At 68.8% G+C, this 24,826-nt stretch carries 23 protein-coding genes; 17 read left to right on the forward strand and 6 right to left on the reverse strand.

All coding sequences use genetic code 11. The annotated features are described in order from the left end of the window. Nucleotides 1-33: 33 nt before the first annotated feature. From GPA03_RS11510 to GPA03_RS11535, 6 genes are all read left to right on the forward strand, one after another. Nucleotides 34-1,578, forward strand: a complete 1,545-nt coding sequence (locus GPA03_RS11510; RefSeq protein WP_206673527.1) for a class I adenylate-forming enzyme family protein — start codon at nt 34-36, stop codon at nt 1,576-1,578. Continuing rightward, nucleotides 1,563-2,399 (forward strand): hypothetical protein, encoded by an 837-nt coding sequence (locus GPA03_RS11515; protein WP_156252164.1) that lies wholly within the window; start codon nt 1,563-1,565, stop codon nt 2,397-2,399. The genes GPA03_RS11510 and GPA03_RS11515 overlap by 16 nt, the downstream gene beginning before the upstream one ends. 2 nt (nt 2,400-2,401) lie before the next feature. Further along, complete coding sequence (acpS, locus tag GPA03_RS11520; protein ID WP_206673561.1) at nt 2,402-2,839, forward strand: holo-ACP synthase; 438 nt, start codon at nt 2,402-2,404, stop codon at nt 2,837-2,839. Continuing rightward, a complete protein-coding gene (locus tag GPA03_RS11525; protein ID WP_156252166.1) occupies nt 2,836-3,753 on the forward strand; it encodes a glycosyltransferase family 2 protein in 918 nt (305 codons plus the stop codon). The genes acpS and GPA03_RS11525 overlap by 4 nt, the downstream gene beginning before the upstream one ends. A gap of 75 nt (nt 3,754-3,828) precedes the next feature. Beyond that, nucleotides 3,829-4,503, forward strand: a complete 675-nt coding sequence (locus GPA03_RS23050) for a CatB-related O-acetyltransferase (RefSeq protein WP_277755139.1) — start codon at nt 3,829-3,831, stop codon at nt 4,501-4,503. 28 nt (nt 4,504-4,531) lie between these two features. Continuing rightward, nucleotides 4,532-6,037, forward strand: a complete 1,506-nt coding sequence (locus GPA03_RS11535) for an asparagine synthetase B family protein (protein WP_156252168.1) — start codon at nt 4,532-4,534, stop codon at nt 6,035-6,037. 15 nt (nt 6,038-6,052) lie between these two features. Here GPA03_RS11535 and nadE read toward each other — a convergent pair whose 3' ends face one another. From nadE to GPA03_RS11560, 5 genes are all read right to left on the reverse strand, one after another. Further along, the gene (nadE, locus tag GPA03_RS11540) at nt 6,053-7,033 is read right to left on the reverse strand and encodes an NAD(+) synthase (RefSeq protein WP_156252169.1); all 981 of its coding nucleotides are present in this window, start codon (nt 7,031-7,033) and stop codon (nt 6,053-6,055) included. 3 nt (nt 7,034-7,036) lie between these two features. Next, a complete protein-coding gene (gene asnB / locus GPA03_RS11545; RefSeq protein WP_156252170.1) occupies nt 7,037-9,028 on the reverse strand; it encodes an asparagine synthase (glutamine-hydrolyzing) in 1,992 nt (663 codons plus the stop codon). Then, nucleotides 9,028-9,222, reverse strand: a complete 195-nt coding sequence (locus tag GPA03_RS11550) for a hypothetical protein (protein ID WP_156252171.1) — start codon at nt 9,220-9,222, stop codon at nt 9,028-9,030. The genes asnB and GPA03_RS11550 overlap by 1 nt, the downstream gene beginning before the upstream one ends. A gap of 3 nt (nt 9,223-9,225) precedes the next feature. Beyond that, a complete protein-coding gene (locus tag GPA03_RS11555; protein ID WP_206673528.1) occupies nt 9,226-10,923 on the reverse strand; it encodes an ABC transporter ATP-binding protein in 1,698 nt (565 codons plus the stop codon). Between the two features lie 302 nt (nt 10,924-11,225). Continuing rightward, nucleotides 11,226-12,320, reverse strand: coding sequence for a phosphotransferase enzyme family protein (locus tag GPA03_RS11560; protein WP_162458347.1), 1,095 nt, complete (start codon nt 12,318-12,320; stop codon nt 11,226-11,228). A gap of 149 nt (nt 12,321-12,469) precedes the next feature. Between GPA03_RS11560 and GPA03_RS11565 the strand changes: the two genes are divergently transcribed. The 11 genes from GPA03_RS11565 to GPA03_RS11615 all read left to right on the forward strand — a co-directional run bounded on the left by GPA03_RS11565 (nt 12,470) and on the right by GPA03_RS11615 (nt 24,011). After that, nucleotides 12,470-13,795 carry a glycosyltransferase family 4 protein gene (locus GPA03_RS11565; protein WP_156252174.1) on the forward strand — a complete coding sequence of 442 codons (1,326 nt, stop codon included), beginning with the start codon at nt 12,470-12,472 and terminating at the stop codon, nt 13,793-13,795. Continuing rightward, on the forward strand, nt 13,795-14,637 hold the full coding sequence (locus GPA03_RS11570; RefSeq protein WP_156252175.1) for a hypothetical protein: 843 nt from the start codon (nt 13,795-13,797) through the stop codon (nt 14,635-14,637). Before GPA03_RS11565 ends, GPA03_RS11570 begins: the two co-directional genes overlap by 1 nt. A 116-nt stretch (nt 14,638-14,753) precedes the next feature. Further along, a complete protein-coding gene (locus tag GPA03_RS11575; RefSeq protein ID WP_156252176.1) occupies nt 14,754-17,210 on the forward strand; it encodes a LuxR C-terminal-related transcriptional regulator in 2,457 nt (818 codons plus the stop codon). Further along, nucleotides 17,207-19,738: a LuxR C-terminal-related transcriptional regulator gene (locus GPA03_RS11580; RefSeq protein ID WP_156252177.1), complete on the forward strand. Its 2,532-nt coding sequence runs from the start codon at nt 17,207-17,209 to the stop codon at nt 19,736-19,738. The genes GPA03_RS11575 and GPA03_RS11580 overlap by 4 nt, the downstream gene beginning before the upstream one ends. Nucleotides 19,739-20,032: 294 nt before the next feature. Continuing rightward, complete coding sequence (infA, locus tag GPA03_RS11585) at nt 20,033-20,254, forward strand: translation initiation factor IF-1 (RefSeq protein ID WP_156224071.1); 222 nt, start codon at nt 20,033-20,035, stop codon at nt 20,252-20,254. A 13-nt stretch (nt 20,255-20,267) separates the two neighbouring features. After that, a complete protein-coding gene (gene rpmJ / locus GPA03_RS11590) occupies nt 20,268-20,381 on the forward strand; it encodes a 50S ribosomal protein L36 (protein ID WP_156224072.1) in 114 nt (37 codons plus the stop codon). Between the two features lie 129 nt (nt 20,382-20,510). Continuing rightward, nucleotides 20,511-20,885: a 30S ribosomal protein S13 gene (gene rpsM / locus GPA03_RS11595; protein WP_156252178.1), complete on the forward strand. Its 375-nt coding sequence runs from the start codon at nt 20,511-20,513 to the stop codon at nt 20,883-20,885. A 38-nt stretch (nt 20,886-20,923) separates the two neighbouring features. Beyond that, nucleotides 20,924-21,331 carry a 30S ribosomal protein S11 gene (gene rpsK, locus GPA03_RS11600; RefSeq protein ID WP_156252179.1) on the forward strand — a complete coding sequence of 136 codons (408 nt, stop codon included), beginning with the start codon at nt 20,924-20,926 and terminating at the stop codon, nt 21,329-21,331. Between the two features lie 96 nt (nt 21,332-21,427). Further along, complete coding sequence (locus GPA03_RS11605; RefSeq protein ID WP_156252180.1) at nt 21,428-22,432, forward strand: DNA-directed RNA polymerase subunit alpha; 1,005 nt, start codon at nt 21,428-21,430, stop codon at nt 22,430-22,432. A gap of 33 nt (nt 22,433-22,465) precedes the next feature. After that, the gene (gene rplQ / locus GPA03_RS11610) at nt 22,466-23,179 is read left to right on the forward strand and encodes a 50S ribosomal protein L17, sunset domain variant (RefSeq protein WP_156252181.1); all 714 of its coding nucleotides are present in this window, start codon (nt 22,466-22,468) and stop codon (nt 23,177-23,179) included. Nucleotides 23,180-23,294: 115 nt separating this feature from the next. Next, on the forward strand, nt 23,295-24,011 hold the full coding sequence (locus GPA03_RS11615; protein WP_156252182.1) for an alpha/beta fold hydrolase: 717 nt from the start codon (nt 23,295-23,297) through the stop codon (nt 24,009-24,011). Here GPA03_RS11615 and GPA03_RS11620 read toward each other — a convergent pair whose 3' ends face one another. After that, the gene (locus GPA03_RS11620; protein ID WP_156252183.1) at nt 24,012-24,782 is read right to left on the reverse strand and encodes an ROK family protein; all 771 of its coding nucleotides are present in this window, start codon (nt 24,780-24,782) and stop codon (nt 24,012-24,014) included. It lies immediately after the preceding gene. Nucleotides 24,783-24,826 lie beyond the last annotated feature (44 nt).

A 24,826-nucleotide genomic window follows, 5' to 3' on the forward strand; every position in this document is an offset into this window, starting at 1 on the left:
AGCCGACAACCCTTCCGCCGAGAAAGGGACGCCATGCCGTCGACAGATATGAGTACGGCGGAGTTTCTGCTCGCTGAAGGACGACCCGACGATATCGCTGTCATCGATCGGACAGGGCACCACAGCTACGCAGAGCTTCGCGACCAGGTGGCGCTGCTCTCGCACGATATCGGTGAGTGGGGTCTCGAGCCCGGATCGCGGATCGGACTGCTCAGCAGGAACTCCCTCTTCTGGGCGGCGGCCTACCTCGCCATTCTGGGCTCGGGCCACGTCGCGGTCCCGTTCGCCACCGGTCTGACACCCCAGGATGTCGCGAGCAAGGCGGCGTTCGTCGGTTGCGACTCCTTCCTCGTGGACCGTGCCCTGACCCGGCGATTCGAGCCGGCGCTCGCGCACGCCCGTCAGGTGCGTGACGACGCGGTGCAGGTCTCCCCGCAAGATGCACGCCCCTGGCGGCCCGCGGCCGTCGATCCCGATGCCGATGCGGTGCTCGTCTTCACGTCGGGGACCACCTCGGCGCCGCGTGCCGTTCGCGTGACCCATCGCAACATCCAGGCCAACACCGACTCGATCATCAGCTACCTCGACCTGCGTCGAGACGACCGCATGCTCGTGGTGCTGCCCTTCTCGTACTGCTTCGGCGCCTCGCTGCTGCACACGCACCTGCGGGTCGGTGCCAGCGTCTCGCTCAGCGACAGCCTGGCCTATCCCGAGACCGTGATCGAGGCGATCGACCGGGATGCGTGCACGGGGTTCGCGGGCGTGCCTTCTTCGTATCAGCTGCTGCTGAGGGCGAGCTCCTTTGCCTCCAGGGCGCTGCCGTCCCTCAGGCACCTGCAGCAGGCAGGCGGCCGGCTGCCGCAGCCCCAGATCGACCAGATCGTAGCCGCTCAGCCTCACGCGCGGCTCTTCGTGATGTACGGGCAGACCGAGGCCACGGCCAGGCTGTCCTACCTCCCGCCTGAGCTGCTGCGCGAGCGGCAGGGATCGATCGGGAAGGGGGTGCCGGGGGTGACGCTCGGGGTGCTGGATGCTGACGGGGTCGAGGTGGACGCGGGCGTGGTCGGTCAGATCGTCGCCAGCGGTGCCAGCATTGCCAAGGGGTACTGGGACGATCCTCAGGGCACCAGCGAGAAGTTCGTCGCCGGCACCCTGCGGACCGGCGACCTGGGTCGTGTCGACGAGGACGGATTCATCTACGTCGTCGACCGCCAGGACGACTTCATCAAGTCGTGGGGCTTCCGCATCTCGAGCCACGAGATCGAAGACGCGGTGCTCGAGCTCAGCGGTGTCGCGGCCGCGGCTGTCGTCGGTCGCCCTGACGATGAAGCGGGGGAGGCGATCGTGGCCTACTACACCGTGAAGGACGGCGAGGTCGTCACAGCTGTCGATGTCCTCACCCACTGCCGATCGACGCTGGCGCGGCACCAGGTCCCGCATGAGGCTCACGAGGTGGCGGAGCTGCCGACCAATCAGAACGGCAAGGTCGTCAAGTCCACCCTTCGTCAGTGGGCCGCGCGAGGCGTGAACCAGGCTGCAGACCCCGAGAAAGAGGAGACACTATGCGCACCCGGCTGACCGTCGTAGCCGCTGTCCTCGTCATCGGCGCGCTCGTCGGGGGGTTCGCCTACGTCCGCACCGACAATCCGGAAGGAGTCCCGTACATGGGCGCCACGGTCAGCGCAGAGGACCTCGTCGAGCTGTCCGAGGCGAGGGTCTTCTTCGCGCACCAGTCGGTCGGCGGCAACGTGCTCGAAGGTGTGTCGGCGGTGTACGGCGAGCACGACCTCCCGGCCTTGCCCGTGGCAGAGATCGCTGCTGGCGACGGGACCGGCGCGGGGATCTCCCACCTCCGGATCGGCACGAACGGAGATCCGCTCGGCAAGATCCAGGCGTTCGACGCCATGGTGCGGGGAGGTCTGGGAGACCAGATCGATGTGGCAGTTCTCAAGCTCTGCTACTCCGACATCCGGCAGGGGCACGACATCGACGAGGTCTTCGCTGCCTACCGAGACACGCTGGCAGCGCTGCAGCGCGACTACCCGGACGTCACGTTCGTGGCCGCGACCGTGCCGCTCAACGTCAAGCGCGACACGGTGGCGACCCTGAAGGGTTGGCTCGGCCGCGGTGACAAGTACGGCCCGGAGCACAACGTGCTGCGCGAGGAGCTCAACGCTCTGATTCGAGAGGAGTATGCGGGGCCTGGCCTGCTGTTCGATGTTGCTGCGATCGAGTCGACGGCCCCGGGCGGTGACAGGATCACCGGTCGGCACGACGGCAAGGTCTACTACGCGCTGGACAGAGCGTATGCCTCCGACCACGGGCACCTCAACGCCGTCGGTGCCCAAGCGGTGGCGGAAGGCTTCCTAGCGGTTCTCGCGGAGGCAGCCAGCAGGTGACCATGCACATATCCGGTATCGGTACCGATCTCGTGGCCACACGGAGGTTCGACCGTCTGATCCAACGAGGCGGGCGTGGCTTCCTCGAGCGCTGGTTCACGACCAGCGAGGTCGAGTACTGCCTCGGGCGTCATCGACCGGGACAGCATGCGGCAGCCCGGTTCGCAGCGAAGGAAGCGGTCCTGAAGGCTCTCCGGCTGGCGGAGAACGCGCCACCGGTGTGGCGCGAGATCGAGGTCGTTCGCGATGCGCTCGGGCGGCCCGGCATCCGGTTGCACGGGACCATGCTGGCCGCAGCGGCTCGAGCAGGTGTGCGCGGGCTGGAGATCTCGATCTCGCACGACTCGGAGTACGCCACAGCCTCGGCGATCGCGTTCGGAGCGAACCAGGGCTCGGCCGCGACACCGCTACGCCCGGACCTGTCGGCAGGTCCAGCATGAGCGAGCAGCGTGAGGAGGTGGAGATCGGGAGCGCGGGTGCCAGGCCACGAGTCTCGGTCATCATCCCCGTCCGCGACGACCCGCGCCTGACGGCCTGCCTCGAGGCGCTGTCCCACCAGAGCTATCCGGCCGAGCTGGTGGAGATCATCGTGGCCGACAACGGCAGCACGTCACCGGTTGCCGAGCTGCTCGACTCGTTCCCGATGGTCCACCTCGTCGAGGAACCTGCAGGCGGTTCGTACGCTGCCCGCAACGCCGCCGTCGCGCAGAGCACCGGCGAGGTGCTCGCCTTCACCGACTCGGACTGCCTCCCGGACGAGTCGTGGCTCGAGGAGTCCGTCGCGGCGCTCGCCGGCGGCGCTGACATCGTCGCCGGCCACGTCACCGTCTATGCGCGAGACGACCGCCGCCCCCACCCGGTCGAGGCCTATGAGCTGGTCCACGCCTTCCCGCAGGAGATATACGCCCAGCGGGGCGGTGGGTCGGTCACCGCCAACATGGTCACCACCAGAGCCGCGTTCGAGGCAGCCGGACCCTTCCGCTCCGAGCTCTACTCCGGGGCCGACATCGAGTGGTCGCAGCGAGCGAACTCGATGGGTATGCAGACGGCGTACTCGGGCGCAGCCGTCGTGCGGCACCCCGCACGGGATTCCTACCAGGCGCTCAGCAAGAAGCTCGAACGCGTCCTCACCGGGCGCCACGAGCGGGATGTTCTCGACGGCGGACCAGCCGCTGCCCCGTGGCCCGGGCTGCGATCCCTGGTGCCGCCGCTGGGCGCGTTCCGCCGCGCAGGCGCGCGTGCGCTGCTCAGCCCGCGGGCACGCGCAGCCTTCGTCGTCGGCGAGTTCTATCACCGCTACGCCAGCGCACGGCAGGCTTTCGACCTCGCGCGCCGCACCCGGCGGCAGCGATGAGCGCCATGATCCGGCATGAGCAAGGAGCGCTCGAGTGACGTACTGGGCACGTGTGGAGACAAGGGGTGGTCGGCGATGAGCGTCGTGACGTCGATGAAGCGGAGTCTGGGCAACCTTCGGCGGAAGGTGCTGGTGCCGCAGGCGAGGCGCCTGGACCAACGGCCCGACCTCAAGCAGTTCGATATCGGCAAGTACTCATGGGGGCACCTCACCATCGCCAACAAGAGCCCGGGCTGCACCTTGACCGTGGGCCGGTACTGCTCCTTCGCCTTCGGGGTCGAGGTGTTCCTCGGTGGCGAGCACAGGGTGGACTACGTCACCACCTACCGGTTCGGGAAGTACCCGCCCTTCGACCAGTGGTACCGGCCGGCGTCGGACACGGCCGTGGCGCGTGGTGACATCACGATCGGCAACGACGTCTGGATCGGCCGCGGCGCGATGATCCTGTCCGGTGTGACGATCGGCGACGGGGTGATCGTCGGTGCCGGGAGCGTCGTCCGCCAGACGGCGCCGCCCTACGCGATCCTCGCGGGCAACCCCGCGCGCGTCGCGGGCTTCAGATTCCCCCCCGAGCAGATCGAGGCCCTGCTCCGGATCAAGTGGTGGGACTGGACCGAGGAGAAGATCGTGGCCGCGCTGGACCTCATGATGGCCGAGGACATCCAGCCGTTCATCGACACCTATGACACCGGGTCCGAGTCACGGGCGGATACAGGTGCGGGCCCCAACGAGCGTGACAGACCGTCGTAGGGACGGCCGCTGAGTAGAACGGACCGCCATGGGATCTCCACAGTCAACGCCGATCAGTGGGATTGCGTACCGCCGCCAGTTCGTCATGGGTCCCGAGGCCCCCGACCTGCTGGCGGAGTGGTCGCACGAGAGCGTGACGGCGGGTCTGACGCTGTCGGTGCACCCGGATCTCCCCTCCGCGCGGGTCGACGCGGCTGGCCGCAGCATCGTGCTGCTCGGGTACGTCCTGGACCCTCGGCACCCGGCGCGCGACGACGCGACCATCCTGGCGGACCTGTTGCGCACCACCACGACCTACGAGGACGTGCTGCGCGCATTCGACGAGCTCGCGGGGCGATGGGTCGCGTGCTATCTCCAGGGCGAGCAGGTCCGCGTGTTCCACGACGCTGCCGGGCTGCGCCAGGTCTACTACGGACACGACGACGACGGCGCCCTCTGGTGCGGTTCCCGCCCTGAGCTGTTGGCCCGGCTGCTGGGCCGCCCGGAGGATGTCGAGACGCGCAGGGATCTCACCCGTGACGGCGTGCTGAGCGAGCACCTCAACCACTTCTGGCCGGGGTCCGGCTCCGCCTTCGTCGGGATCCACCGGCTGCTGCCCAATCATGACCTCGAGGTCATGACGGGGCAGGTGCGCAGGTACTGGCCGGTGGCGCCGATCGAGCACAGGGAGCCAGAGGCGGCGTCGGCGCGCGCGGTGACGACGTTGCAGGGGGTGATCTCAGCGGCAGCCGCTCGATACCCCCTCGCGCTCGCCGTGACTGCCGGTTTCGACTCGCGCGTGCTGCTCGCCGCGTCACGCGAGCACGTCCAACGAATGACGTTCTACACGTTCAAGAAGCCTGGGATGACGACGTTCAGCCCGGATATCCAAGTGCCGCGGCACATGCTCAAGAAGCTCGGTCTCACGCACAAGGTCATTCATGTCCGGCACCGAGCACCCGGACCTGTGGCTGCAACGATCGCCGCGACCTTCACTCCAGCGCACCAGAAGACAGCAGACCAGGCGGCTGCGCTCGACGCCGATCCGCCGAGGGATCGGCCATGGGTCACGCTCAACGGCAACGTCGCCGAGACGGTGCGGGCGGTGATCCCGCGCAGGGAGCCCACCCGCGAGAACCTCGCCCTGATCTTCACGATGCAGCGGAGCGAGTACGCCGCCGCGACGTTCGAGCGCTGGTACGACGAGGCCAGGTCCGCGATCGCCGTCTCGGGCATCAACCTGTGGGACTTCTTCTACTGGGAGCAGCGTCTCAGCGCGTGGCTGGCGACGGTCCGGACCGAGTTCGACGTGGTGGAGGAAGGCGTGACCCCCTACAACTCGCGGGCGCTGCTCGAGTGCCTGATGGGGGTGGACGAAGGCTTGCGCTGCCCCCCGGACTACACGTTCTTCGGCGGTCTGGTCGGGCGGATGTGGCCGCAGCTGCTGGATTTCCCCGTCAACCCGCCGGATCGGGTCGCCCACGGCAGGCGGAAGGTACGCTCCACGGTGGCATCGCTGGCGCGCCCGGTCGTCTCGTCGCTCCGGCGTCGCTGAGCGCGACCGGGCGGCTCAGAGCTCCGGGATGTCCCCGGCGAGCACCGGACCCTCGTGCAGGTACGCCGTCGTGCGCCGCTTCTGCTCGATGTCGTTGAACACTCGCTGGACCTGCTCGGCTGTCAGGTCGACTGCTGCCGCGGTGGTCTCGGCGTCGATCCCGTTGTTGAGGGCGTACAGGCACAGGTCCATCCGGTCGTGGGGGAGCGAGAAGTAGAACTCCTCCTGCGACTGCGGCAGCGAGTATGTGTCGGTGGTCGACGGCCGCGAACGAACCTCCTCCGGAACACCCAGGAACTCCGCGAGCTGATAGACCTGCGTCTTGTAGAGGTGGGCGATCGGCTTGATGTCCGCGGAGCCGTCGCCCAGCTTCACGAAGAAGCCCTGGTCGTACTCCAGGCGGTTCGGCGTGCCCGTGGTGACGTAGTTCAGCCGGTCCGCGTGGTAGTACTCGAACATCTTCCGGGCACGCTGCTTGAAGTTGGTGGCCGCGACGATGCCGAGGTATGCCTCGGGCGTGAGCCGGTAGCGCTCCTGCGTCCCGGAGGGATCCATGACCACGACCGAGTACAGCCGGAAGGTGTCCGAGTCGATGACGCTGGGAAGCACGATCTTCGACCGGTATCCCTCGCCGTACTCCGGGCACACCAGGCGGATCGCGTCGTCACGACGTCGGTAGGCGCCCACGGCGTCGAGCAACGGGGTGATGTCCTCGACGGTCGACTCGAACCCGAAGGCGGTCGAGACCGACTGGCTGATCTCGAGGGTCTCCGGTGAGGAGTCTCGTTCGGGCATATGCAGGCCGAACACACGTTCGGGCCCCAGCGCACGGGTCACCAACCCCGCGACGACGCTGGAGTCGATCCCCCCTGAGAGGGCGACGACCGCACCCTTGCGTCGTACGCGCTGCGCGTAGTCCGCGATCGTCCGAGAGATCCGGTCGGCCTCGGCCTCGACATCGAGGGCGAGCGTCGACATGCCGAACTCTGCATCCATGGTTTAGGCCTCCTGGGGCGTTGCGACTCGATCGATGATGGTCATGGGCTCAGCCGGTGAAAGATCGCTCATGGCAGCGCCTGAGGCGATGAACTGATGATGGACCAGGTGGGTGGACAGCACCGCAAGGACGCGCATGTTGTCGGTGTTGCTCATCCGAGCACCGCCGGTTCGACTGCACTTCTGCGCGAGCGCGGTGACGATCGACGGCTCGAAGACGCCAGCCGCGCGCGTGGTCGACTCGGAGAGCATCTCGTCGACCCACTCGGGCCTCGAGGCGGTGAAGAAGCTGGCCGCATCCGGCGCGCGGTAGGGCTGCTTGGGGCGCTTCAGGATGCTCGCGGGGATCAGGTCGGCGAACGCCCGCTTCAGCAGGTGCTTCTCGTCCATGCCCAGCAGCTTGTGCCTGCTGGGAACGGCATTCGCGAACTCCACGACCCGATGGTCGAGGAACGGGAACCGACCCTCGACCGAGTTGGCCATCAGCATGCGGTCCCCTTGAGACGCCAGGATGTAGCCCGACAGGAGCGTGGTCATCTCCAACCATTGGGCGCGGCTCAGTGGGTCCCACGACGCCTGCGTCGCTGGCATGCGGTCCACCAGCCGGGCGGCCACATCGACCTCGGTCGCGGCTCGCCAGGTGGGGGCCAGCATGGTCAGCAGCGCAGCGGACGAGTCCCAGCGCGGGCGGTGCGACTGCGCTGGGTCAGCGGTGTCGAGGTTCCGCCCGAAGAACTGACGAGCGAACGCGGGCGCCTGCCCCGGCGATCGTGAGAGCCACGGGTACAGGAGCTCGACGCCACGGTCCCGCACGGCTGATCGAGGATTGCGGGCCCAGAAGCTCCGGAGCCGTGCCTCCCGGAAGATGTCGTAGCCGGCCAGGACCTCGTCGGCGCCCTCACCGGTCACCACCACCTTGTAGCCGCTGTCTCGCACCAGCTTCGACAGCAGGAACAGCGGGGCCGGCGCGGAGCGCAGTATCGGCACCTCGGCATGCTGGACGACCTCGGGGAACACGCCGGCGATGTCGGCCGCGTCGACCACCACGTCCGAGTGCTGAGCTCCGAGCCGGCTCACCATCTCGGCCTGATAGCTGCCTTCGTCGAAGTCGGCGTCGGCGAACCTGAGGGAGAAGGTGTGCAGCGGCGAGTCGGTGTATCGGGCAACCATGGACGCCGTGATGGCGGAGTCGATACCGCCCGAGAGGTAGGCGCCCACCGGCACGTCGCTGCGCAGGAATCGGAGCCGGGCGGCCTCGACGAGCAGCTCGCGGAGCCGTTCGGCGTTCTCCTGCAGGTCCTGGCCCGGTTCCTCACCACGAGCAGGGAAGTCTGGTGCCCAGTAGCGGGCCGTCCGGCGACCACCGGCATCGATCACGACGCAGGTGCCGGGCTCAACCTGCTCGACGCCGGCGAAGACCGTCGCAGGAGCGACCGTGCTCCAGAACGTGAAGGTCTGGGCCAGGCCCTCGGCGTCGAAGCCGCGTGACGTCTCCGGGTCGGCGAACAGGCACTTCACCTCGGACGCGAACAGCAGCCGGTCACGATGCTGGGTGAGGTAGAGCGGCCGCACCCCCAATCGGTCGCGAGACAGCACCAGGCGCTCGGCGCTGCTGTCCCACAACGCGATGGCCCACTGCCCGTTGAACCGCGTGAAGGCCTTCTCGCCCCACGCCTCCCACGCGTGCACGATCACCTCGGTGTCCGACGCGGTGCGGAAGCGGTAGCCGAGCGCGACGAGCTCGTCCCGAAGCTCCACGTAGTTGAAGATCTCGCCGTTGAAGGTGACCCAGACGCTGCCCTGCGCGTTCGACATCGGCTGCGCGCCACCACCGACGTCGATGATCGACAGCCGCGTGTGACCGAGCGCGACTCGGTGGTCCCGGTAGTAGCCGCTGCCGTCGGGGCCCCGGTGGTGGAGCCGCCCCATCATCCGGAGGACGAGCTCGCGGTCGGGGGGGCCATCGAAGGAGAGGACACCGCAGATGCCGCACATCAGGACTCCCCAAGATGACGTCGAAGGGTCTCGAGCACTCCTGCGCTCGTTCCGAGCCGCGCGTGCGTGATCTCATCATCGTTCAGGACGATGTCGAAGGCATCCTCGACCGCGACGGCGATCGCTACCACCGCAAGATCGTCGTCGCCCGCCAGGGGGAGCGGCAGCTCGGCCACCAACGCTTCGCGGTCCACGGCTCAGCCCTGCACCGTCTGCCGTTGGGTGATCTCCGTGACCTCGCGGAAGAAGTCGCTGTGATCCACGAGGTCGTCTTGCGTGCCGACCGCCGAGACCTTGCCATCGACCATCACGACGATCCGATCGCACACCGCGAGCGTCGAGAGTCGGTGGGCGACCAGGATCAGGATCGTGTCCGCCTTGATGGCCTGCAACGACTGCTGCACCAGCTCCTCGGAGCGGACGTCGAGCGCACTCGTGGGCTCGTCGAGGATGAGGACCTCAGGTTCACCGGCGAGGGCCCGCGCCATGCAAATGCGCTGCCGCTGTCCACCAGACACGGCGCTGACCCGCTGGCCGATGACGGTGTCGTACCCCTGCGGCAGCGCCACGATGTCGTCGTGGATGTGGGCACGCCGGGCGGCCCGCTCCACCTGGTCGTCGTCCAGCTCATCGCGATAGAAGCGAATGTTGTCGCGTACCGTGCCCCAGATCAGCTGCGACGTCTGCGGCACGTACGCCACCCGTTGCTGCCACGATGAGCGTGTCAGCTCTCGGACATCGCGCCCGTTCGCGAGCACCGCTCCGCCGGCCGGCTCACGCAGCCGCAACAGCAGCTGCACGATCGAGGACTTGCCGGCACCGGACGGGCCGACGATGCCGATCGCCTCACCCCTGCCGAGACCGAAGGTGACGCCGTGGAGCACATCGACGCCGGGTCGGTAGGCGAACGTGATGTCCGAGACCTCGAGCCGATCGATCTGGTCGACGTCCGTGGGACCATCCTGCTGCGGGTTCTCACGGTACTGGCGGAGCTGCTCCACGATCCGATTCATGTACGGCACGCGCTCGTCGATCGCCGTCAGCGTCGACTGGATCTGCTGCCCGTACGTCAGAGCACGGATCAGCATCAGGATGACCGCCGCGAGCGAGGCGAGCTGGCCCACACCGACGACCGACATCGCGATCAGTGCGACGACCAGCATGAGCAGCGCGATGCTCTGGTACATCGCAGGCAGCGCGCCCGCCAGGAACCGCGTGCGGGCGTGGGGACGACGCACCGCCTCCACCTGGTCGTGGAACTTGTCGGTGTACGTCGACGTCGCACCGAACACCTCGGTCTCCTCAGCGACCGTGACGATCTCCTGCACGGTCTCGGTGAACTGCATCGCCTCCGTGCTGAGCTGCTTGGCGTAGCGCCGCAGTCGTCGTGACAGTGGCCGGAGGGCGAAGAACAAGCCGAATGCGGCGACCGTGAGCACGGCTGCTGCCACCGGGCTCTGCACGAACGCGCCGATCACCATGACCGTGAACATGATGGCGGCTGTGACACCCGTGCCGAGCGAGATCACCGCCGTCGAGACGTTGGTGACGTGCTGGGTCATCAGGGTCTGGAAGGTGCCGTCGCGCTGGTTCGCCTTCACCGCCCACGAGCTGTTCGTGAAGGCGGTGAACAGCTGGCCGCGCAGGTCCGCCAGCAGCTTCGCGCTCAGCTGCGCCGGGACGTAGGCGAGGACGACCTGAAGGCCGGCGCGCAGCAGCGCCAGCGCGATCGCGATGACGAACGTCACGGTGCGCGACTCGTCGAAGGTGGCCGGGCCGATGCTGATGGCGATCGTGGAGTCGCCCTGCGCGAGCGCTGCCGCCATGGCAGCGATCAGCGCGAGCAGCACCGCCTCGACGAGCCCGGTGGTGACCGACAGCACCACCAGCAGCACGATGCGCGAGCGTGACCCGCGAAAGAACGGGGATAGCCGCCGCCACGCAACGCCTGCGCTCCGAAGCGCCTTGAGGCCCTTTCGTCGCGACGCATCGTCGCCCGACCGGCTAGTGCTCACTCTGACTTCCTGTCCCCGACATGTGTGTCCGCTCGAATAGCTTCATCACGGACACCCGTGAGCGTAACTGCAGCCATGCGGCCAGAACCGGGCTGGTAGGGGTGATATCGGAGGCGCCGAGAGGGTGATGGGCGGGTCGGTGGGCCGGCGAGGTCAGCCTTGGTCGCCGCCCACCATCAGGGCTAGAGCGTGAGAGCGGCACCGACCGTCTCGCTGGCGCTCATCACCGGAGTGAGCAAGCACGCCAGGGTCAGAGCCCGGTGGCGAACATTCGCGACCTCGTCGAGCCCGGCGTACATGTGGCGGCACCAGGTCGCAAGCATGGACTCATCCGCGACCCTGTCTCCGAGGTAGGCATCGATCGACCAGATCACGGAGCGTGCGCACTTCAGCTGGATCGCGATCTCGACGACGGCCCGCTCGACGGGGTGCTCAGCTGCGGCCGTGTAGGTCGCGAGGAACGTCGTCAGGCGCTCAGGGTCGGGCCCGACCAGCACGGCTGCTGCGAGCCCGACGTCGAGATCGCGGTGAACCCGGGTGGCGTTGTCGAAGTCGAGGAGCGCGCGAAGGTGGAACCGATCGTCGAAGATCAGGTTCTCCCAGTTGATGTCGTGGTGGGAGGCCACGATGTCGTCGGCGTCGATGCGGTCGCTGATCGGCGTCGTGGCGAGCCGCTCGGCGTGCGAGTGGATCGCGGGCAGGTGCTCGAGGAGCCAGTGGTCGAACTCCGACTTGCGCGGGCGCAACCGCAGCCGCAGCTCCCTGCTCACGCGGGGACGTCGCCCGGGCGAGCTGCGCAAGGCTCGGCTCGGCATCCGCAGCAGCTCCTCGGGGTGCCGATGGGTGACCTCGGGCAGGTCCATGGCCGAGCTCAGTCGATGGAACCGTCCGAGAGCAGCGGCCAGCTCGCTGATCACCTCAGGGTGCGCCCGTAGCGTCTCGTCTCGCTGATCGATCGAGATCTGCCGGCCATCGACCCAGCTGTGCAACGAGTAGGTGCCCGTCTCATCGCTCACAAGGGTGCGGCCGTCCGTCGCGCACCGCAGCTGCGCGACGGGAAAGCCACGCTCGGCCAGCCCTTGCTCGAGCTGGTGGGCGAACTCCAGGCGTGCCGCAGCCTGTGGTGAGTCATAGCGCTTGAGCACCCAGTCGGCGCCTTCGGCCCGCACCCGGTAGTTGACGTTCTTGATCCGTTGCGGGACCCTCACGACGTCGTCGATGTCCGAGGCGGCAAAGCCGAATCGGGGAAGGATCTCGGTGGCGGCATGCCCTAGCACTGCACGCTCGCCGTCGGATGAACGTCGGACCATAATTCGGTGAACGCTACCAACAGGAATGGCCCGCCGGGCCAGTCCCGAGACGTTGTGACACAAACGATGATGATCGGGCCGGTCGGCCATCTCACGCTGCTGCAAGGACGGAGTTCATGACCACTCGACCCGGGGTCCTCATCGTGGTGCAGAATCTCCCGCTGCGCGTCGACCGGCGTGTGCTGCTGGAAGCGAAGGCGCTCGTCGCTGCCGGCTATCAGGTCTCGGTGATCTGCCCGCTGGGGGAGGGCGACCGTCCGCGCCAGATGCTCGAGGGTGTCGCGGTCTACTCCTATCGGCCCGCGCCCGGGGCTCGTGGCCTGCTGGGCTACGTCATCGAGTTCGTCTACTCCTGGTTCCGCACGGCGTGGCTGTCGGTGGCGGTGCGCCGTGAGCGCGGCTTTCGCGTCATCCAGGCGTGCAACCCGCCGGACACCTACTGGCTGCTCGCGCTGCTGTGGCGACCCTTCGGTGTCCGGTTCGTCTTCGACCACCACGACCTCAACCCCGAGCTGTACCGCTCGCGTTTCGGTGAACCTCAGGGCGCAGCGGCCAAGGCTCAGTACCGCGGTCTGCTCTGGCTCGAGCGCCGGACGTTCAGAGCAGCGCATCGTGTCATCAGCACCAACGAGTCGTACCAGGAGATCGCGCAGACCCGTGGCGGGGTGCCCGCTCGACGAACCTCGGTGGTGCGCAGCGCTCCCGATGCGACCCGCATGCGCCCCGTGCACCTGAAGCGGGCCGACCAGCGCGGTCATCTGCTGGCCTATCTCGGGATCATGGGGCCCCAGGACGACGTCCACATCGTTCTCGAGGTCATCGCGGAGCTCGTGCACCGACGCGGTCGGGTCGACGTGCACGCCGTCCTGATGGGATTCGGCGACTGCCTCGCCGACCTTCGCAAGCAGTGCACCGAGATGGGTCTTGACGGCGTCGTGACCTTCACCGGCCGGGTAGGACCGGAGCAGATCGGCGAGCATCTCTCACGCGCGAGCATCGGGCTCGGGCCGGACCGCAACACACCGCTCAACGATGTGTCGACCATGAACAAGACCATGGAGTACATGGCGTACGCCGTCGTGCCCGTGACGTTCGATCTCCAGGAGACCCGACGGAGCCTCGGGGACGCCGGCGTGGTGGTCGCTTCGGGTGACGTCCAGGCGTTCGCCGATGCCATCGAAGGTGTGCTCGACGACGAAGAACGACGCGTGCGGCTCTCGCTCGCAGGCCGCCGTCGGATTGTCGACGAGCTCGACTGGGCGCCGCAGTCCGGCACCTACGTCGGGGTTTTCGACGAGCTGCTCGGTCGGCCGCACCAGCCGCTCGAGCCTGCACCTGCGGCCGACCAGGACCAGTTCGGGCGCCGGTACGTCACCGATGCAGAGCTGGAAGCGTTCGTCCGTGCCCGCGGTCACGTTGCATCGTCCGACGACGAGCGCTGATGGGATGGCCTCGGCACCGGTCTCTCGTGGTCGGGGTGGTCGTCGTTGCCGTCGCGATACCGGTGGTGCTCGGCATGATGCTGGCCAGCCCAGCTGGCCAGACGTGGAGCGACGCCGTCCTCGGCGCTGTCCGGGAGGTCGAGTGGCTCCCTCGCTGGCTGCTGCGCGGCGGACTGCGCTGGCTGGCCACGCCGTTCGTCGTCGTCGTCGTCGCGTGGACCTTCGTGCGGATGTTGCGAGCCGGCCGCCGTCGAGCCGCCACGATCGCGTTCGCGGTCAGCGTCGGCTCCTTCCTCGCGTCCGAGGCGATCAAGCTCGGGCTGCTGCCCTTTCCGGCGTTCGGGTCCGATGCGACGCACGATCTGTCGGGACACGTAGCGATGGTCGCCGCGGCCCTGGTGGTGGTCGTCGTTGCGGCGCCGCCTCGATCGCGGCCGAAGGTGCTGGCCTCGGCCTGGCTGCTCATGCTCGGCACCGGGATCGGAGTGGTCGTCGCAGGGTGGCACGACGGGGGCGAGGTCGTGGTGCCGATGGCGATCTCGATCGCCTGGACGGTCGCGGGCTCGGCGGTCACAGGTTGGGCGGTTGCCAGCAGGCGCGGGGCACCCGCGAGAGAGGCCGGCCGCTGGCGCTGGTGGCAGCTCGCCCCCTGGGCCCTGACCCTCGGGTGCGCCGCAGCCGTGACCGTGCTGGTGATCGGCGCGGGAGGAACGACCGGGCCGGTCGCACCGCTCCTGGCAGTCGCGCTCGCTGCGGCTGCGGGCTCGACCGCCCTCGCGCAAGCGGCACACGCACTCGCGGCTGCCCTTGACGATCCCGTGCCAGCGGGTCGTGCTTCATGAGGAGCTCGATAGTGATCCTGGCTTACCGGAAGCGTTTGCATTACTATGCGCAGGTTGGGCGCCGCTCGGCCCCATAGTGACCTGCGGTTGATAAGGTCGGGGGTGAAGCAGCGATGATGCCAGTAACCCCCGTGGACAGCGCGAGCACTCTCGGCGAGGCCAGGCGTCCTCGCGCTGCTGCTGAGGTCCCTGAGCACGTCCTGGCCGCACTGCGCTCGCGGCACCCGCTCGCCGTGCTGCGCGGGCCGCGCGGATATGGGAAGACCGCTGCGATCCGCCAGTGGCTGAGCGAGCTGGACGACGGCGTGCCGGTCCTGTACCTGACCCTCACGGAAGACTCCAACGAGCTCGCCGGCTTCTGGCGCGAGTTCCGAGGATTTCTGGAGTCGCACGGGATCACGATCTCCGATCGCGGAGATGACCGCTGGTCGGTCGTGACCACGCTGGTCGAGTACCCCCAGCGGCTGCTCCTGGTGATCGACGACTTCCACGAGGCTGGCCTCGACGACGGGGCCGCGAGCATCGACGACGACCTCGTGGAGATCGTGCGCCAGAACGACGGCATCGACCTCGTGATCGGCACCCGCACCTATCGCACCCTCGAGACCACCGGCATGCTCTCGGTCGACGGCGTCGTGCTCGGCCCCGACGACCTCAAGATGACCGGGCAGATGGTGCACGCACTCGCCCAGCGGCTGGGCGTCGAGATGACCCTCGACCAGGCCCAGGAGATCGCCCTCGACACCGGCGGCTGGCCCTCCGCCATCCGAGCCGGCCTCGTCCAGTCGGGAACCAGCGGCACCTTCGACTCCAGCCTGGTCGACGACTACATCGTCAACCTCATCACCGACCTGCGGTTCCCGAGCGTCCGCGCGTTCCTGCTGCGTACCGCCATCCCGGAGCGATTCACCTCCGAGATGGCCCAGCTGATCGCGCCATCGATGACGCTGCGGATCCTGCGCAACCTCCGCAACGCCGGGCTGCTCGCCGAGAACCGCACCAGCGACGGCCGGATGTACTCCTACGCCCCCGCGATGCGGGGCGCACTGCTGCGCCTCGGACGAGAGCTCGAACCGGACATCGTGCGGGAGGTGCACCACACCCTGATGGAGGTGGCCGCGAGCGCCCGTGATCTTGGCCGCGTGCTGATCCACGCGATCGAGGCGCAGGAGTACGACACCGCGCTGCAGATCATCGAGCGTGAGTGGTCCTCGCTGCTGGCCACCAGCCCTGTGGTGCTGGTCCAGGCAGCGAACAAGTTCCCGCCCGAGATCGCCGCGAGGGAACCTCGCCTCCAGATCGCGCTCCATGACCTGCATGCGGCGCCGCACGCTGACGGCTCCTCGTTCACCGTGGAGTCCGGATCCGCGTTCGCCGCCGAGCTCTCCGAGCACTTGAGTGCACCGGTCGGCGCCAGCGTCGACGAGTCGCTCGCGCTGATGCAGTGGGGCATCACGTGCATGCTCGTGGGGAACCTCGACGCCGCGAGCTATGCGTTCAACCGGGCACGAACCCTGGGGCTCGTGGGCGGCGGGCCTGACGAGACCGTCGAGCTCGCGGCGCTCGGGCTCGCCCTGAGCCACGCGTTCGAGGGCGAACCCGAGCTCGCGATGCGGTGGCTCGAGGACCCCGGGGTGATCGGACGCCTCGCACAGGTACGAGAGGTCGACGGCCGCGACATCGCCGTCGTCACCGCACAGCTCGCCCGCGCGCTCGCGCTGACCGACATGGCCGATCCGGGCGCCGCGGCGGCGGTCGCCCAGGTCACCGAGCCCGGGCACCGCGACGATCTGTGGGCCGCCACGATCTTCGCGCGCGCTCACTACGCCGCACTCAGCGGCGAGCGGTCCGAGATCTCGCGCATGGCCAACGAGGTCCGCGCTGCCATGCGCCACGTCGGCCGCGGCTCGCTCATCGAGGTGGTTCTGGCCTCAGAGCTCGTGGAGCTCTTGATCGTCGACAACGCGGTGGACGTCGCGCAGCAGGTCGTCAACAGGTTCCCGGGCTCAGCCATCATCTGGGCCGCCCAGGCGAAGGTCGAGCTCGCAGCGCGGCGGTACCCCGAGGCGATCGCCGCCGCGAACAAGGCGATCTCGATCTCGCAGCGTTCCTGGCGCACCACGGTCGAGTGCCAGGTGGTGCTCGCCAGCGCCGAGCACGCCTCCGGCGACGAGGCCGCGGCGCGCGAGGCGTTCCGGCACGCTGTCCGGATGGCCCAGGGGATCGGCCAGCGTCGACCGTTCCTGCTGATGCCCAAGTTCCTCTTCGACAGCTTCGCCGGCGACGATCCGAAGATCGCAGCGCTCTGGCCCGGGCCGGTCACCGCGACCGGGCAGACAGTTGCCGTTGATCCCGAGACCGCCGCGCCGAGCGACCTGCCGACCCTGACCGCGCGCGAGGTGCAGATCCTGCGCGCGCTCGAGTCGCACCCCGGTCCGGTGGGGATCGGGCAGGAGCTGGGGCTGTCCGCCAACACTGTCAAGACTCACCTGCGCGCCATCTATCGCAAGCTCGGGGTCAGCAGCCGCACCGAGGCGCTCGCCGCGATCGGCGCCAGCCGAGCAGGCGCATGAACAACCGGGTCACGGTGCTGCGGCCGGACCGGGATGCCCGGGCCGCAGGAGACCCCCGGTCGCGAGGACTCCCGCGGCTGCCACGTGGCTACGTCCCTCCGCGGGCGGTCGAGCGACTGGCCGCCGAGCCGCTTCCTCCGCTCACGGTGCTGCAGTGCCCTCGCGCCTTCGGCAAGACCGCCGCCATCTCCTGGCTGCTGCGAGGGGAGGAGGACCCGCGCCTCGACATCGTGTGGGTGAACCTTCCGCACCGCGCCGTCGAGCGAGACGAGCTCTGGGAGACCGTCGCCCGGCGGCTACGCGATGCCGCGCTCGAGGAGGATGACTGGGCCGCGCTCGACCGGTCGCTCGCGCGCCGCCGCCGGCGCCTGGTGCTGGTGGTCGACGACCTCGACCGCGTCGAGAGCACCACGGTCGACGCCGAGCTCGGCGAGCTGGTCAGCCAGCACGAACAGATCCACGTGATCACGATGATGCGTCAGCCGCGCCCGATCCACCTCCACGCTGTCCAGCTCGACGGCGTCGTGCTGCACAGCGACGACCTTCGTCTCGACGCGGACGACACCCTCCAGATGGCGGACAAGCTCGGGCACGAGATCTCGCCGTCCACGGCGGAGCAGCTCACCGAGCAGGTCCGCGGCTGGCCGGCCCTGCTGCGGATCGTCATGTCCGAACCGATCCAGGTGGTCGGGTCCCAGGTACAGATCGACCAAGGCCTGGTCGACCGGTTCATCCGGATGCTGCTCACCGACCTGCCCGATCCCGGGATACGCCGCCTGCTCCAGGTGGTGTCCGTCCCCGAGACGCTTCCGCCGGAGCTCGTCCACGACCTGATCGGCGGTGTCACCTGGGAGCGCGTGGCCGGCTTCCTGGAGGACCTCGGGCTGGGCACGGACGCGGCAGGGCAGCGCACGGGCAGCCATCCCATCCGGATGGCGGCTGCCACGATGCTGGCCGAGGACGACCCCGAGGCCTTCCGAGAGATCAGCCGCAAGTCCGCCGAGTGGTTCAGCGCCCGGGACGCGCCGGCGATGGCGCTGCGACATGCGGTGGCGGCGCAGGAGTGGCACCTGGTGGCCGACCTGCTCGAGCGCAACTGGGCGCTGCTGCTCGCCGAGCGGCCGACACTGATGCGCGACGCCCTCGAGAGCCTGCCCACCGAGGTGATCGGCCAGAGCGCGCATCTCATCGTGGCCCGGGACTACATCCTCAACATCGCGACCGAGGACCGCGCTCGCAGCGCCTACGTCTCGGGGCTGCTGATCCCGCAGGGTGCCGCTCTCGCCCGCAGCCGCCGCCGGCTCTCGTTGCGCGAGGTGCTGCGGCTGCACTCGACCGGGCTCTACGACGTCACCCACTCGCTCGTCGAGAGCCGCGACCTCGCCTCGGCGATCGCCGAGAGCGGATGGTCCGACGACGTCGTCCGTACCGTTCCGCGGTTGCTGCTGGAGTGGGGGATCTCCAACCTCTTCGACGCCCCCGGCGTCGGAGCCCCGTACGCGTTCGTCGAGGCTGCCGAGTGGGCCGACCAGGTGGGCGACGACGTCGTCCGCCGCGAAGCGGCCGCCGGGGCGGCGCTCAGCCACACGGTGATCGGCTACCCGGTCGCGGGTCAGGCGTGGCTCGATCTGCTCGAGAGCCTGCCCGAGTCGTCCGAAGCGGTGCTGGCCCCGACCATGGAGGCTGTGGCGCGGACGATGCTGCACCGCCAGGTCCATGGCGTGGCCGGTCCGGAGGTCGGCAGCGAGGCGATGCCGCCCGAGCTCGCCGACCTGGAGGTGCTCGTCGTCGGCATGCGCGCCGACAACCTCTTGCGAGAGGGGCGGTCGCGCGAAGCCATCCGACTGCTGGAGTCCTACCGCGTCCAGCCGCCCGAGACGAGCGCGGTGAGCCTCGTGGAGCAGTTCCTGGTCGCGACGCGGGTGGAGAGCTACCTGGCGAGCAACCAGGTCGAGCGCGCGCGCCGGCTGCTGCTCGAGGTCGATCCGGACGGCGCCCGCCATCCTGGACCTCGCGCGCTGGTCTCGTTCCAGTCGGGGGAGTACAGCCAGGTCCTCGACCTCGAGCTCAGCGACGACCTCGTGCCACGGCAGACCGTGAAGGTGTCGTTGCTCCGGGCCTGCTCAGCGTTGCGGCTGCAGCAGCGTGCCGTCGCGCTGGACGCGTTCCAGACAGCGGTGAGCACCGCGACCCAGACCGGCATGGTGAGGCCATTCCTCATGATGCCGCAGGCCGATCTGATCGAGCTCGCCGGTCAGGATGTCGAGGTCGCGAACCTGCTCGCACGTCTCGACGGGCACACGGGGCTGCTCCCCGAACCCCAGGACGGCAGCGGGCTGTCCCCGCGCGAGCTGCAGGTGCTGGAGGTCGTCTCCAGCGGTGCCTCGTTCGCGGCGGTGGCGAGCCGGCTGTTCGTCTCGCCGAACACCGTGAAGTCGCAGATGCGCGACATCTACCGCAAGCTCAACGTCCGCGGCCGCGACCACGCCGTCGAGAGGGCGCGCGAGCTCGGGCTGCTGCGCCGCTGACCTGGGGTGTCGCGCACCACTGCGGCCGCGACAGGAGCCGGGCCACGGATGGCGTATGATTGCTCGTTGGGTGTGGGCCGGTCTGCTCGCTGCCAGCATGACTCAGCACAGCAGACGTCTCGCGGGCGTCGTCTCCAGGCGGGGTGCATCGCATGATGCACCAGGTCGAAAGGAGCCGAGGCGCGTGCCCGGCCCGAACCGCCACTGAGCGGGTGCGTGCACGCGCACTCGGCCACGCCGCGGATCGGATCGGCAGCCCACAGCACATCTACCCCCGTCAGGACTAGCGAGGATATGGCCAAGAAGGACGGCGTCATCGAGATCGAGGGCAGCGTTGTCGAAGCGCTGCCCAACGCGATGTTCCGCGTGGAGCTGAGCAACGGCCACAAGGTGCTCGCACACATCTCGGGCAAGATGCGTCAGAACTACATCCGGATCCTCCCCGAGGACCGGGTCGTGGTCGAGCTCAGCCCGTACGACCTGTCCCGCGGTCGCATCGTCTACCGCTACAAGTAACGAAGGCACAGTCATGAAGGTCAAGCCGAGCGTCAAGAAGATCTGCGACAAGTGCAAGGTGATCCGCCGTAACGGCAGTGTCCGTGTGATCTGCGAGAACCTTCGCCACAAGCAGCGCCAGGGCTGATCCCCAGCCCGAGCATCACAGCGTCTCGTCAACGTCGAGCGATCGACGTCCACCCCCGGTCGGAGGCCGGGGCCCGGACATCACCGGGAGGGCGAGGCGGAAGACCTCCGAAACTCACCAGGAGTGAAGTTGGCACGACTCGTCGGCGTTGACCTCCCCCGCGAAAAGCGGCTCGAGATCGCGCTCACCTATATCTACGGCGTCGGGCGCACTCGCGCCAAGGCGACGCTCGCCGCCACCGGCATCAGTGGCGACGTCCGGGTCAAGGACTTGGACGACAACGACGTGGTCGCGCTCCGCGACTACCTCGAGGGCAGCTACAAGCTCGAGGGTGACCTGCGCCGCGAGGTCGCCGCAGACATCCGCCGCAAGGTCGAGATCGGCTGCTACCAGGGCCTGCGGCACCGCCGCGGTCTCCCGGTCCGCGGGCAGCGCACCAAGACCAACGCGCGTACGCGCAAGGGCCCGAAGCGCACCGTGGCCGGCAAGAAGAAGACCCGCTGAGCGCGGCCTTTCCAGGTAGCTAAGACAAGGACCAGTACATGCCTCCCAAGACTCGTCAGGCCTCGGGCGCTCGCAAGCCCCGTCGCAAGGAGAAGAAGAACGTCGCCGTGGGCCACGCCTACATCAAGTCGACCTTCAACAACACCATCGTCTCGATCACCGACCCCTCCGGCGCCGTCCTCTCCTGGGCGTCCTCCGGCCAGGTCGGCTTCAAGGGCTCGCGCAAGTCGACCCCGTTCGCCGCTCAGCTCGCCGCCGAGGCGGCCGCCCGCAAGGCGCAGGAGCACGGCATGAAGAAGGTCGACGTGTTCGTCAAGGGCCCGGGCTCGGGCCGTGAGACCGCGATCCGTTCGCTTCAGGCCACCGGCCTCGAGGTCGGCTCGATCTCCGACGTGACGCCCCAGGCTCACAACGGTTGCCGGCCGCCCAAGCGTCGCCGCGTCTGACCCTGCCCGTCCCCCTCGCAGTACCCCCTCGCCCGGACCGATGGGCGAGGGGTTCTTGCGGCGTCATATAGCGGACGTCGTCGAAAGGAATCCACCGTGCTCATCGCACAGCGCCCCACCCTGACCGAGGAGTCGGTCGACGAGTTCCGTTCGCGGTTCGTCATCGAGCCCCTCGAGCCCGGCTTCGGATACACGCTCGGCAACTCCCTGCGTCGGACCCTGCTCTCCTCGATCCCCGGTGCAGCCGTCACCTCGATCCGGATCGACGGCGTGCTCCACGAGTTCTCGACCGTCAGCGGTGTCAAGGAAGACGTCACCGAGATCATCCTGAACATCAAGAACATCGTCGTCTCCTCGGAGAACGACGAGCCGGTCGTGATGTACCTGCGCAAGGCTGGTCCCGGCACGGTGACCGCCGGCGACATCACGCCGCCCTCCGGCGTCGAGATCCACAACCCGGATCTGCACATCGCCACGATCAACGGCAAGGGCAAGCTCGAGATCGAGCTCACGGTCGAGCGTGGCCGCGGCTACGTCTCCGCGGCACAGAACAAGGCGTCGGACGCCGAGATCGGCCGCATCCCGGTCGACTCGATCTACTCGCCGGTCCTCAAGGTCACCTACAAGGTGGAGGCCACCCGTGTCGAGCAGCGCACGGACTTCGACAAGCTGATCGTCGACGTCGAGACCAAGAAGTCGATCGGTCCGCGCGACGCGCTCGCCTCGGCGGGCAAGACGCTCGTGGAGCTCTTCGGCCTGGCCCGTGAGCTCAACTCCGAGGCCGAGGGCATCGAGATCGGCCCCTCGCCGACCGATGCTGCACTCGCCGAGGACCTGGCGATGCCGATCGAGCAGCTCGACCTGACGATCCGCTCCTACAACTGCCTCAAGCGCGAGGGCATCCACACCGTGGGTGAGCTCGTGGCACGCAGCGAGGCAGACCTGCTCGACATCCGCAACTTCGGCGCGAAGTCGATCACCGAGGTCAAGGAGAAGCTGGTGGGGCTCGGCCTGTCGCTCAAGGACAGCCCGGCCGACTTCGACCCGTCTCTCGTCGTGGGTGCCTACGACGACGGCGACGACTACGACGACTACAACTGACGCTCGCTGCGCAGCTGACGAACTGGAGCAATCATGCCTACCCCCACCAAGGGTCCCCGCCTCGGCGGCGGCCCGGCCCACGAGCGGCTGATCCTCGGGAACCTCGCGCAGGCCCTCTTCGAGCACGGCAGCATCAAGACGACCGAGGCCAAGGCCAAGCGCCTGCGCCCGCTCGCTGAGCGTCTGATCACCAAGGCCAAGCGCGGCGACCTGTCCGCGCGCCGCCAGGTGCTCGCCGTGATCTCCCGCAAGGACGTCGTGCACACGCTGTTCGCCGAGATCGCCCCGGCGATGGCGGAGCGTCCGGGTGGCTACACCCGCATCACCAAGGTTGGCCCCCGCAAGGGTGACAACGCGCCGATGGCCGTCATCGAGCTCGTGACCGAGACCTACAGCCCGAAGCAGGCCACGGTCAAGGAGGCCGAGGCGGCCGCCAAGCGTGCCGCCAAGGACTCGGACGAGGCTGCCAAGGCCGAGGACGTCGTCGAGGACGAGACCGCCGACGCCGCCGAGGACGCGCCCGTCGCGTACGAGGGTGCGGTCCGCACCGAGGCGAGCTCGGACGCCCCTGACGACGATCACCAGATCAAGGGCAACGAGGACTCGATGAAGTACCACGTGCCTGGTTCGCAGTGGTACGACGCGACCCACGCCGAGGTGTGGTTCGGCACCGCTGAGGAGGCCGAGGCTGCTGGCTTCGAGCCCGCCGGCGGCACCGACGCGCAGGAGGTGTCCGAGGAGGACTGAGTCCTGCTCGGCCGAGGCCGTGACCGACCTCGTCACGACCTCGTCGACGGGCCCGCCCGGGGTGACCCCCCGCGGCGGGCCCGTCGCCGTCTCCGGCGGCTCCTAGGATGTGCGCATGGCGTCGGTGGTGCTGGTGCACGGGATCAGGACGTCGGGAACGATGTGGCGCGGCGTCTCTCGTGCGCTGGCTGCCGAAGGCGTCCAGCACCTCGCCGTGGACCTGCCCGGGCACGGTTCCCGGCGTGATCAGCCCGTCACGCTCGAGGGCTGTCGAGCGGTCCTCGACGAGGCCGTCGTCTCGCTCGCACCGCCCCACGTGGTCGTGGGTCTCTCGCTGGGCTCCTACGTCACGCTCGACTGGGCCGCCTCGACGGCGCAGCCGCCCTCGGCGCTGCTGCTCGCCTCGGCGGGCACCCGACCCGTGGGGCCGGGGCTGGCGGGGTACATCGCCGTCGCGACCGCGATCGGTCGGCTGCCCGACCGCGGCCACGGGTTGCACACGTTCCTGGCCGAGCACGTGCTCGACGGTGAGCAGGTCGCCGACCTCGCGGCCGGCGGGCTCGCGCTCGACGCGATGGTGCCCACCCTGCGCGCCGTGGGGACCATCGACGTGCTCGCTGCGCTGGCCGCGATCGAGGCGCCGATCTGGTTCGTCAACGGCGCCCGCGACCACTTCCGGATCGAGGAGAGGCTGCTGCTGCGCGCAGCCCGCACGGCCACGCTCCAGATCATCCCGCGTGCCGGGCATCTGGTGGCCCTTGACCAGCCGCAGGCCTTCTGCACGGTGCTGATGGACGTCGTCGAGCACGCGGATGCGAGCGCTGCGCCCTGACTACGCCTGCCCAGGCAGCGACCACACGCGCACGCCGCCGACGATCCCGGCCGAGTTCGGGACGATGACGACGTCGTCGCCCAGCTTGTCGAGCACGGTTGCCACGATCCGGCGCGAGTTGCCGCCGCCCACGTAGAGGCGGTCCCACAGGTACATCGGTCGCAGCCCGTCGATCACGCGCCGCACGCGGCGCGACCACATGGCGTCACCGAGCCGGAGCCGCTCGTGCTCGCCGATGTACTCGTCATAGGTCAGGCCCCACTTGACCGGCCCCTGACTGAGCTCGAGATGAGGAGCGAGCCGGCCGCCGTCGAACATCGCGTTGCCCAGGCCCGTGCCGAAGGTGAGCATCAGCTCGAGCCCGGTCCCGGCGATCACACCGGCGCCGTGGACCTCGGCGTCGTTGAGCACGCGGGCGGGCAGGCGCAGCTCGTGCTCGAGCGCGCGCTGCATGTCGAACCCGGACCACGCGTTCATGAGCTCGGGGAGCACCTTGGTCCGAGGGCCGGAGCGGGTCACGTAGTGCGGGGTCGCGACGACGACGCCGTGCCGGATCATGCCCGGCATCCCCACCGTGACGCGGCCCGCCTCGGGGAGCTTCGCGGCGAGATCGGCGACGACGCCGACGAGCCGCTCGGGCGGCAACGGGTAGGGGGTGGGCGTGCGGACCGGTTGCGCGATCATCGTGCCGGAGGCGTCGAGCACCGACGCCTTGATCCCGCCCCCGCCGCAGTCGACCGCCAGGGTCGGCGGGTCGCCGCTGTAGTCCACCAGCCCAGGGTAGAGGGCTACCGTGATCTCCGTGGCAGACGCTG

It is taken from the genome of Pseudactinotalea terrae (genome assembly GCF_009733845.1).
GTDB classification, from domain to species: domain Bacteria; phylum Actinomycetota; class Actinomycetes; order Actinomycetales; family Beutenbergiaceae; genus Pseudactinotalea; species Pseudactinotalea terrae.

Bases quoted from the DNA above. Each gene is read 5' to 3' on its own strand.
- GPA03_RS11515 (WP_156252164.1), top strand. From the start codon at position 1,563: ATGCGCACCCGGCTGACCGTCGTAGCCGCTGTCCTCGTCATCGGCGCG.
- rpmJ (WP_156224072.1), top strand. From the start codon at position 20,268: ATGAAGGTCAAGCCGAGCGTCAAGAAGATCTGCGACAAGTGCAAGGTG.
- infA (WP_156224071.1), top strand. From the start codon at position 20,033: ATGGCCAAGAAGGACGGCGTCATCGAGATCGAGGGCAGCGTTGTCGAA.
- nadE (WP_156252169.1), bottom strand. From the start codon at position 7,033: ATGGATGCAGAGTTCGGCATGTCGACGCTCGCCCTCGATGTCGAGGCC.
- rpsK (WP_156252179.1), top strand. From the start codon at position 20,924: ATGCCTCCCAAGACTCGTCAGGCCTCGGGCGCTCGCAAGCCCCGTCGC.
- rplQ (WP_156252181.1), top strand. From the start codon at position 22,466: ATGCCTACCCCCACCAAGGGTCCCCGCCTCGGCGGCGGCCCGGCCCAC.
- asnB (WP_156252170.1), bottom strand. From the start codon at position 9,028: ATGTGCGGCATCTGCGGTGTCCTCTCCTTCGATGGCCCCCCCGACCGC.
- GPA03_RS11535 (WP_156252168.1), top strand. From the start codon at position 4,532: ATGGGATCTCCACAGTCAACGCCGATCAGTGGGATTGCGTACCGCCGC.
- GPA03_RS11570 (WP_156252175.1), top strand. From the start codon at position 13,795: ATGGGATGGCCTCGGCACCGGTCTCTCGTGGTCGGGGTGGTCGTCGTT.
- GPA03_RS11575 (WP_156252176.1), top strand. From the start codon at position 14,754: ATGCCAGTAACCCCCGTGGACAGCGCGAGCACTCTCGGCGAGGCCAGG.
- GPA03_RS11615 (WP_156252182.1), top strand. From the start codon at position 23,295: ATGGCGTCGGTGGTGCTGGTGCACGGGATCAGGACGTCGGGAACGATG.
- GPA03_RS11525 (WP_156252166.1), top strand. From the start codon at position 2,836: ATGAGCGAGCAGCGTGAGGAGGTGGAGATCGGGAGCGCGGGTGCCAGG.
- GPA03_RS11580 (WP_156252177.1), top strand. From the start codon at position 17,207: ATGAACAACCGGGTCACGGTGCTGCGGCCGGACCGGGATGCCCGGGCC.
- acpS (WP_206673561.1), top strand. From the start codon at position 2,402: ATGCACATATCCGGTATCGGTACCGATCTCGTGGCCACACGGAGGTTC.
- GPA03_RS23050 (WP_277755139.1), top strand. From the start codon at position 3,829: ATGAGCGTCGTGACGTCGATGAAGCGGAGTCTGGGCAACCTTCGGCGG.
- GPA03_RS11510 (WP_206673527.1), top strand. From the start codon at position 34: ATGCCGTCGACAGATATGAGTACGGCGGAGTTTCTGCTCGCTGAAGGA.
- GPA03_RS11565 (WP_156252174.1), top strand. From the start codon at position 12,470: ATGACCACTCGACCCGGGGTCCTCATCGTGGTGCAGAATCTCCCGCTG.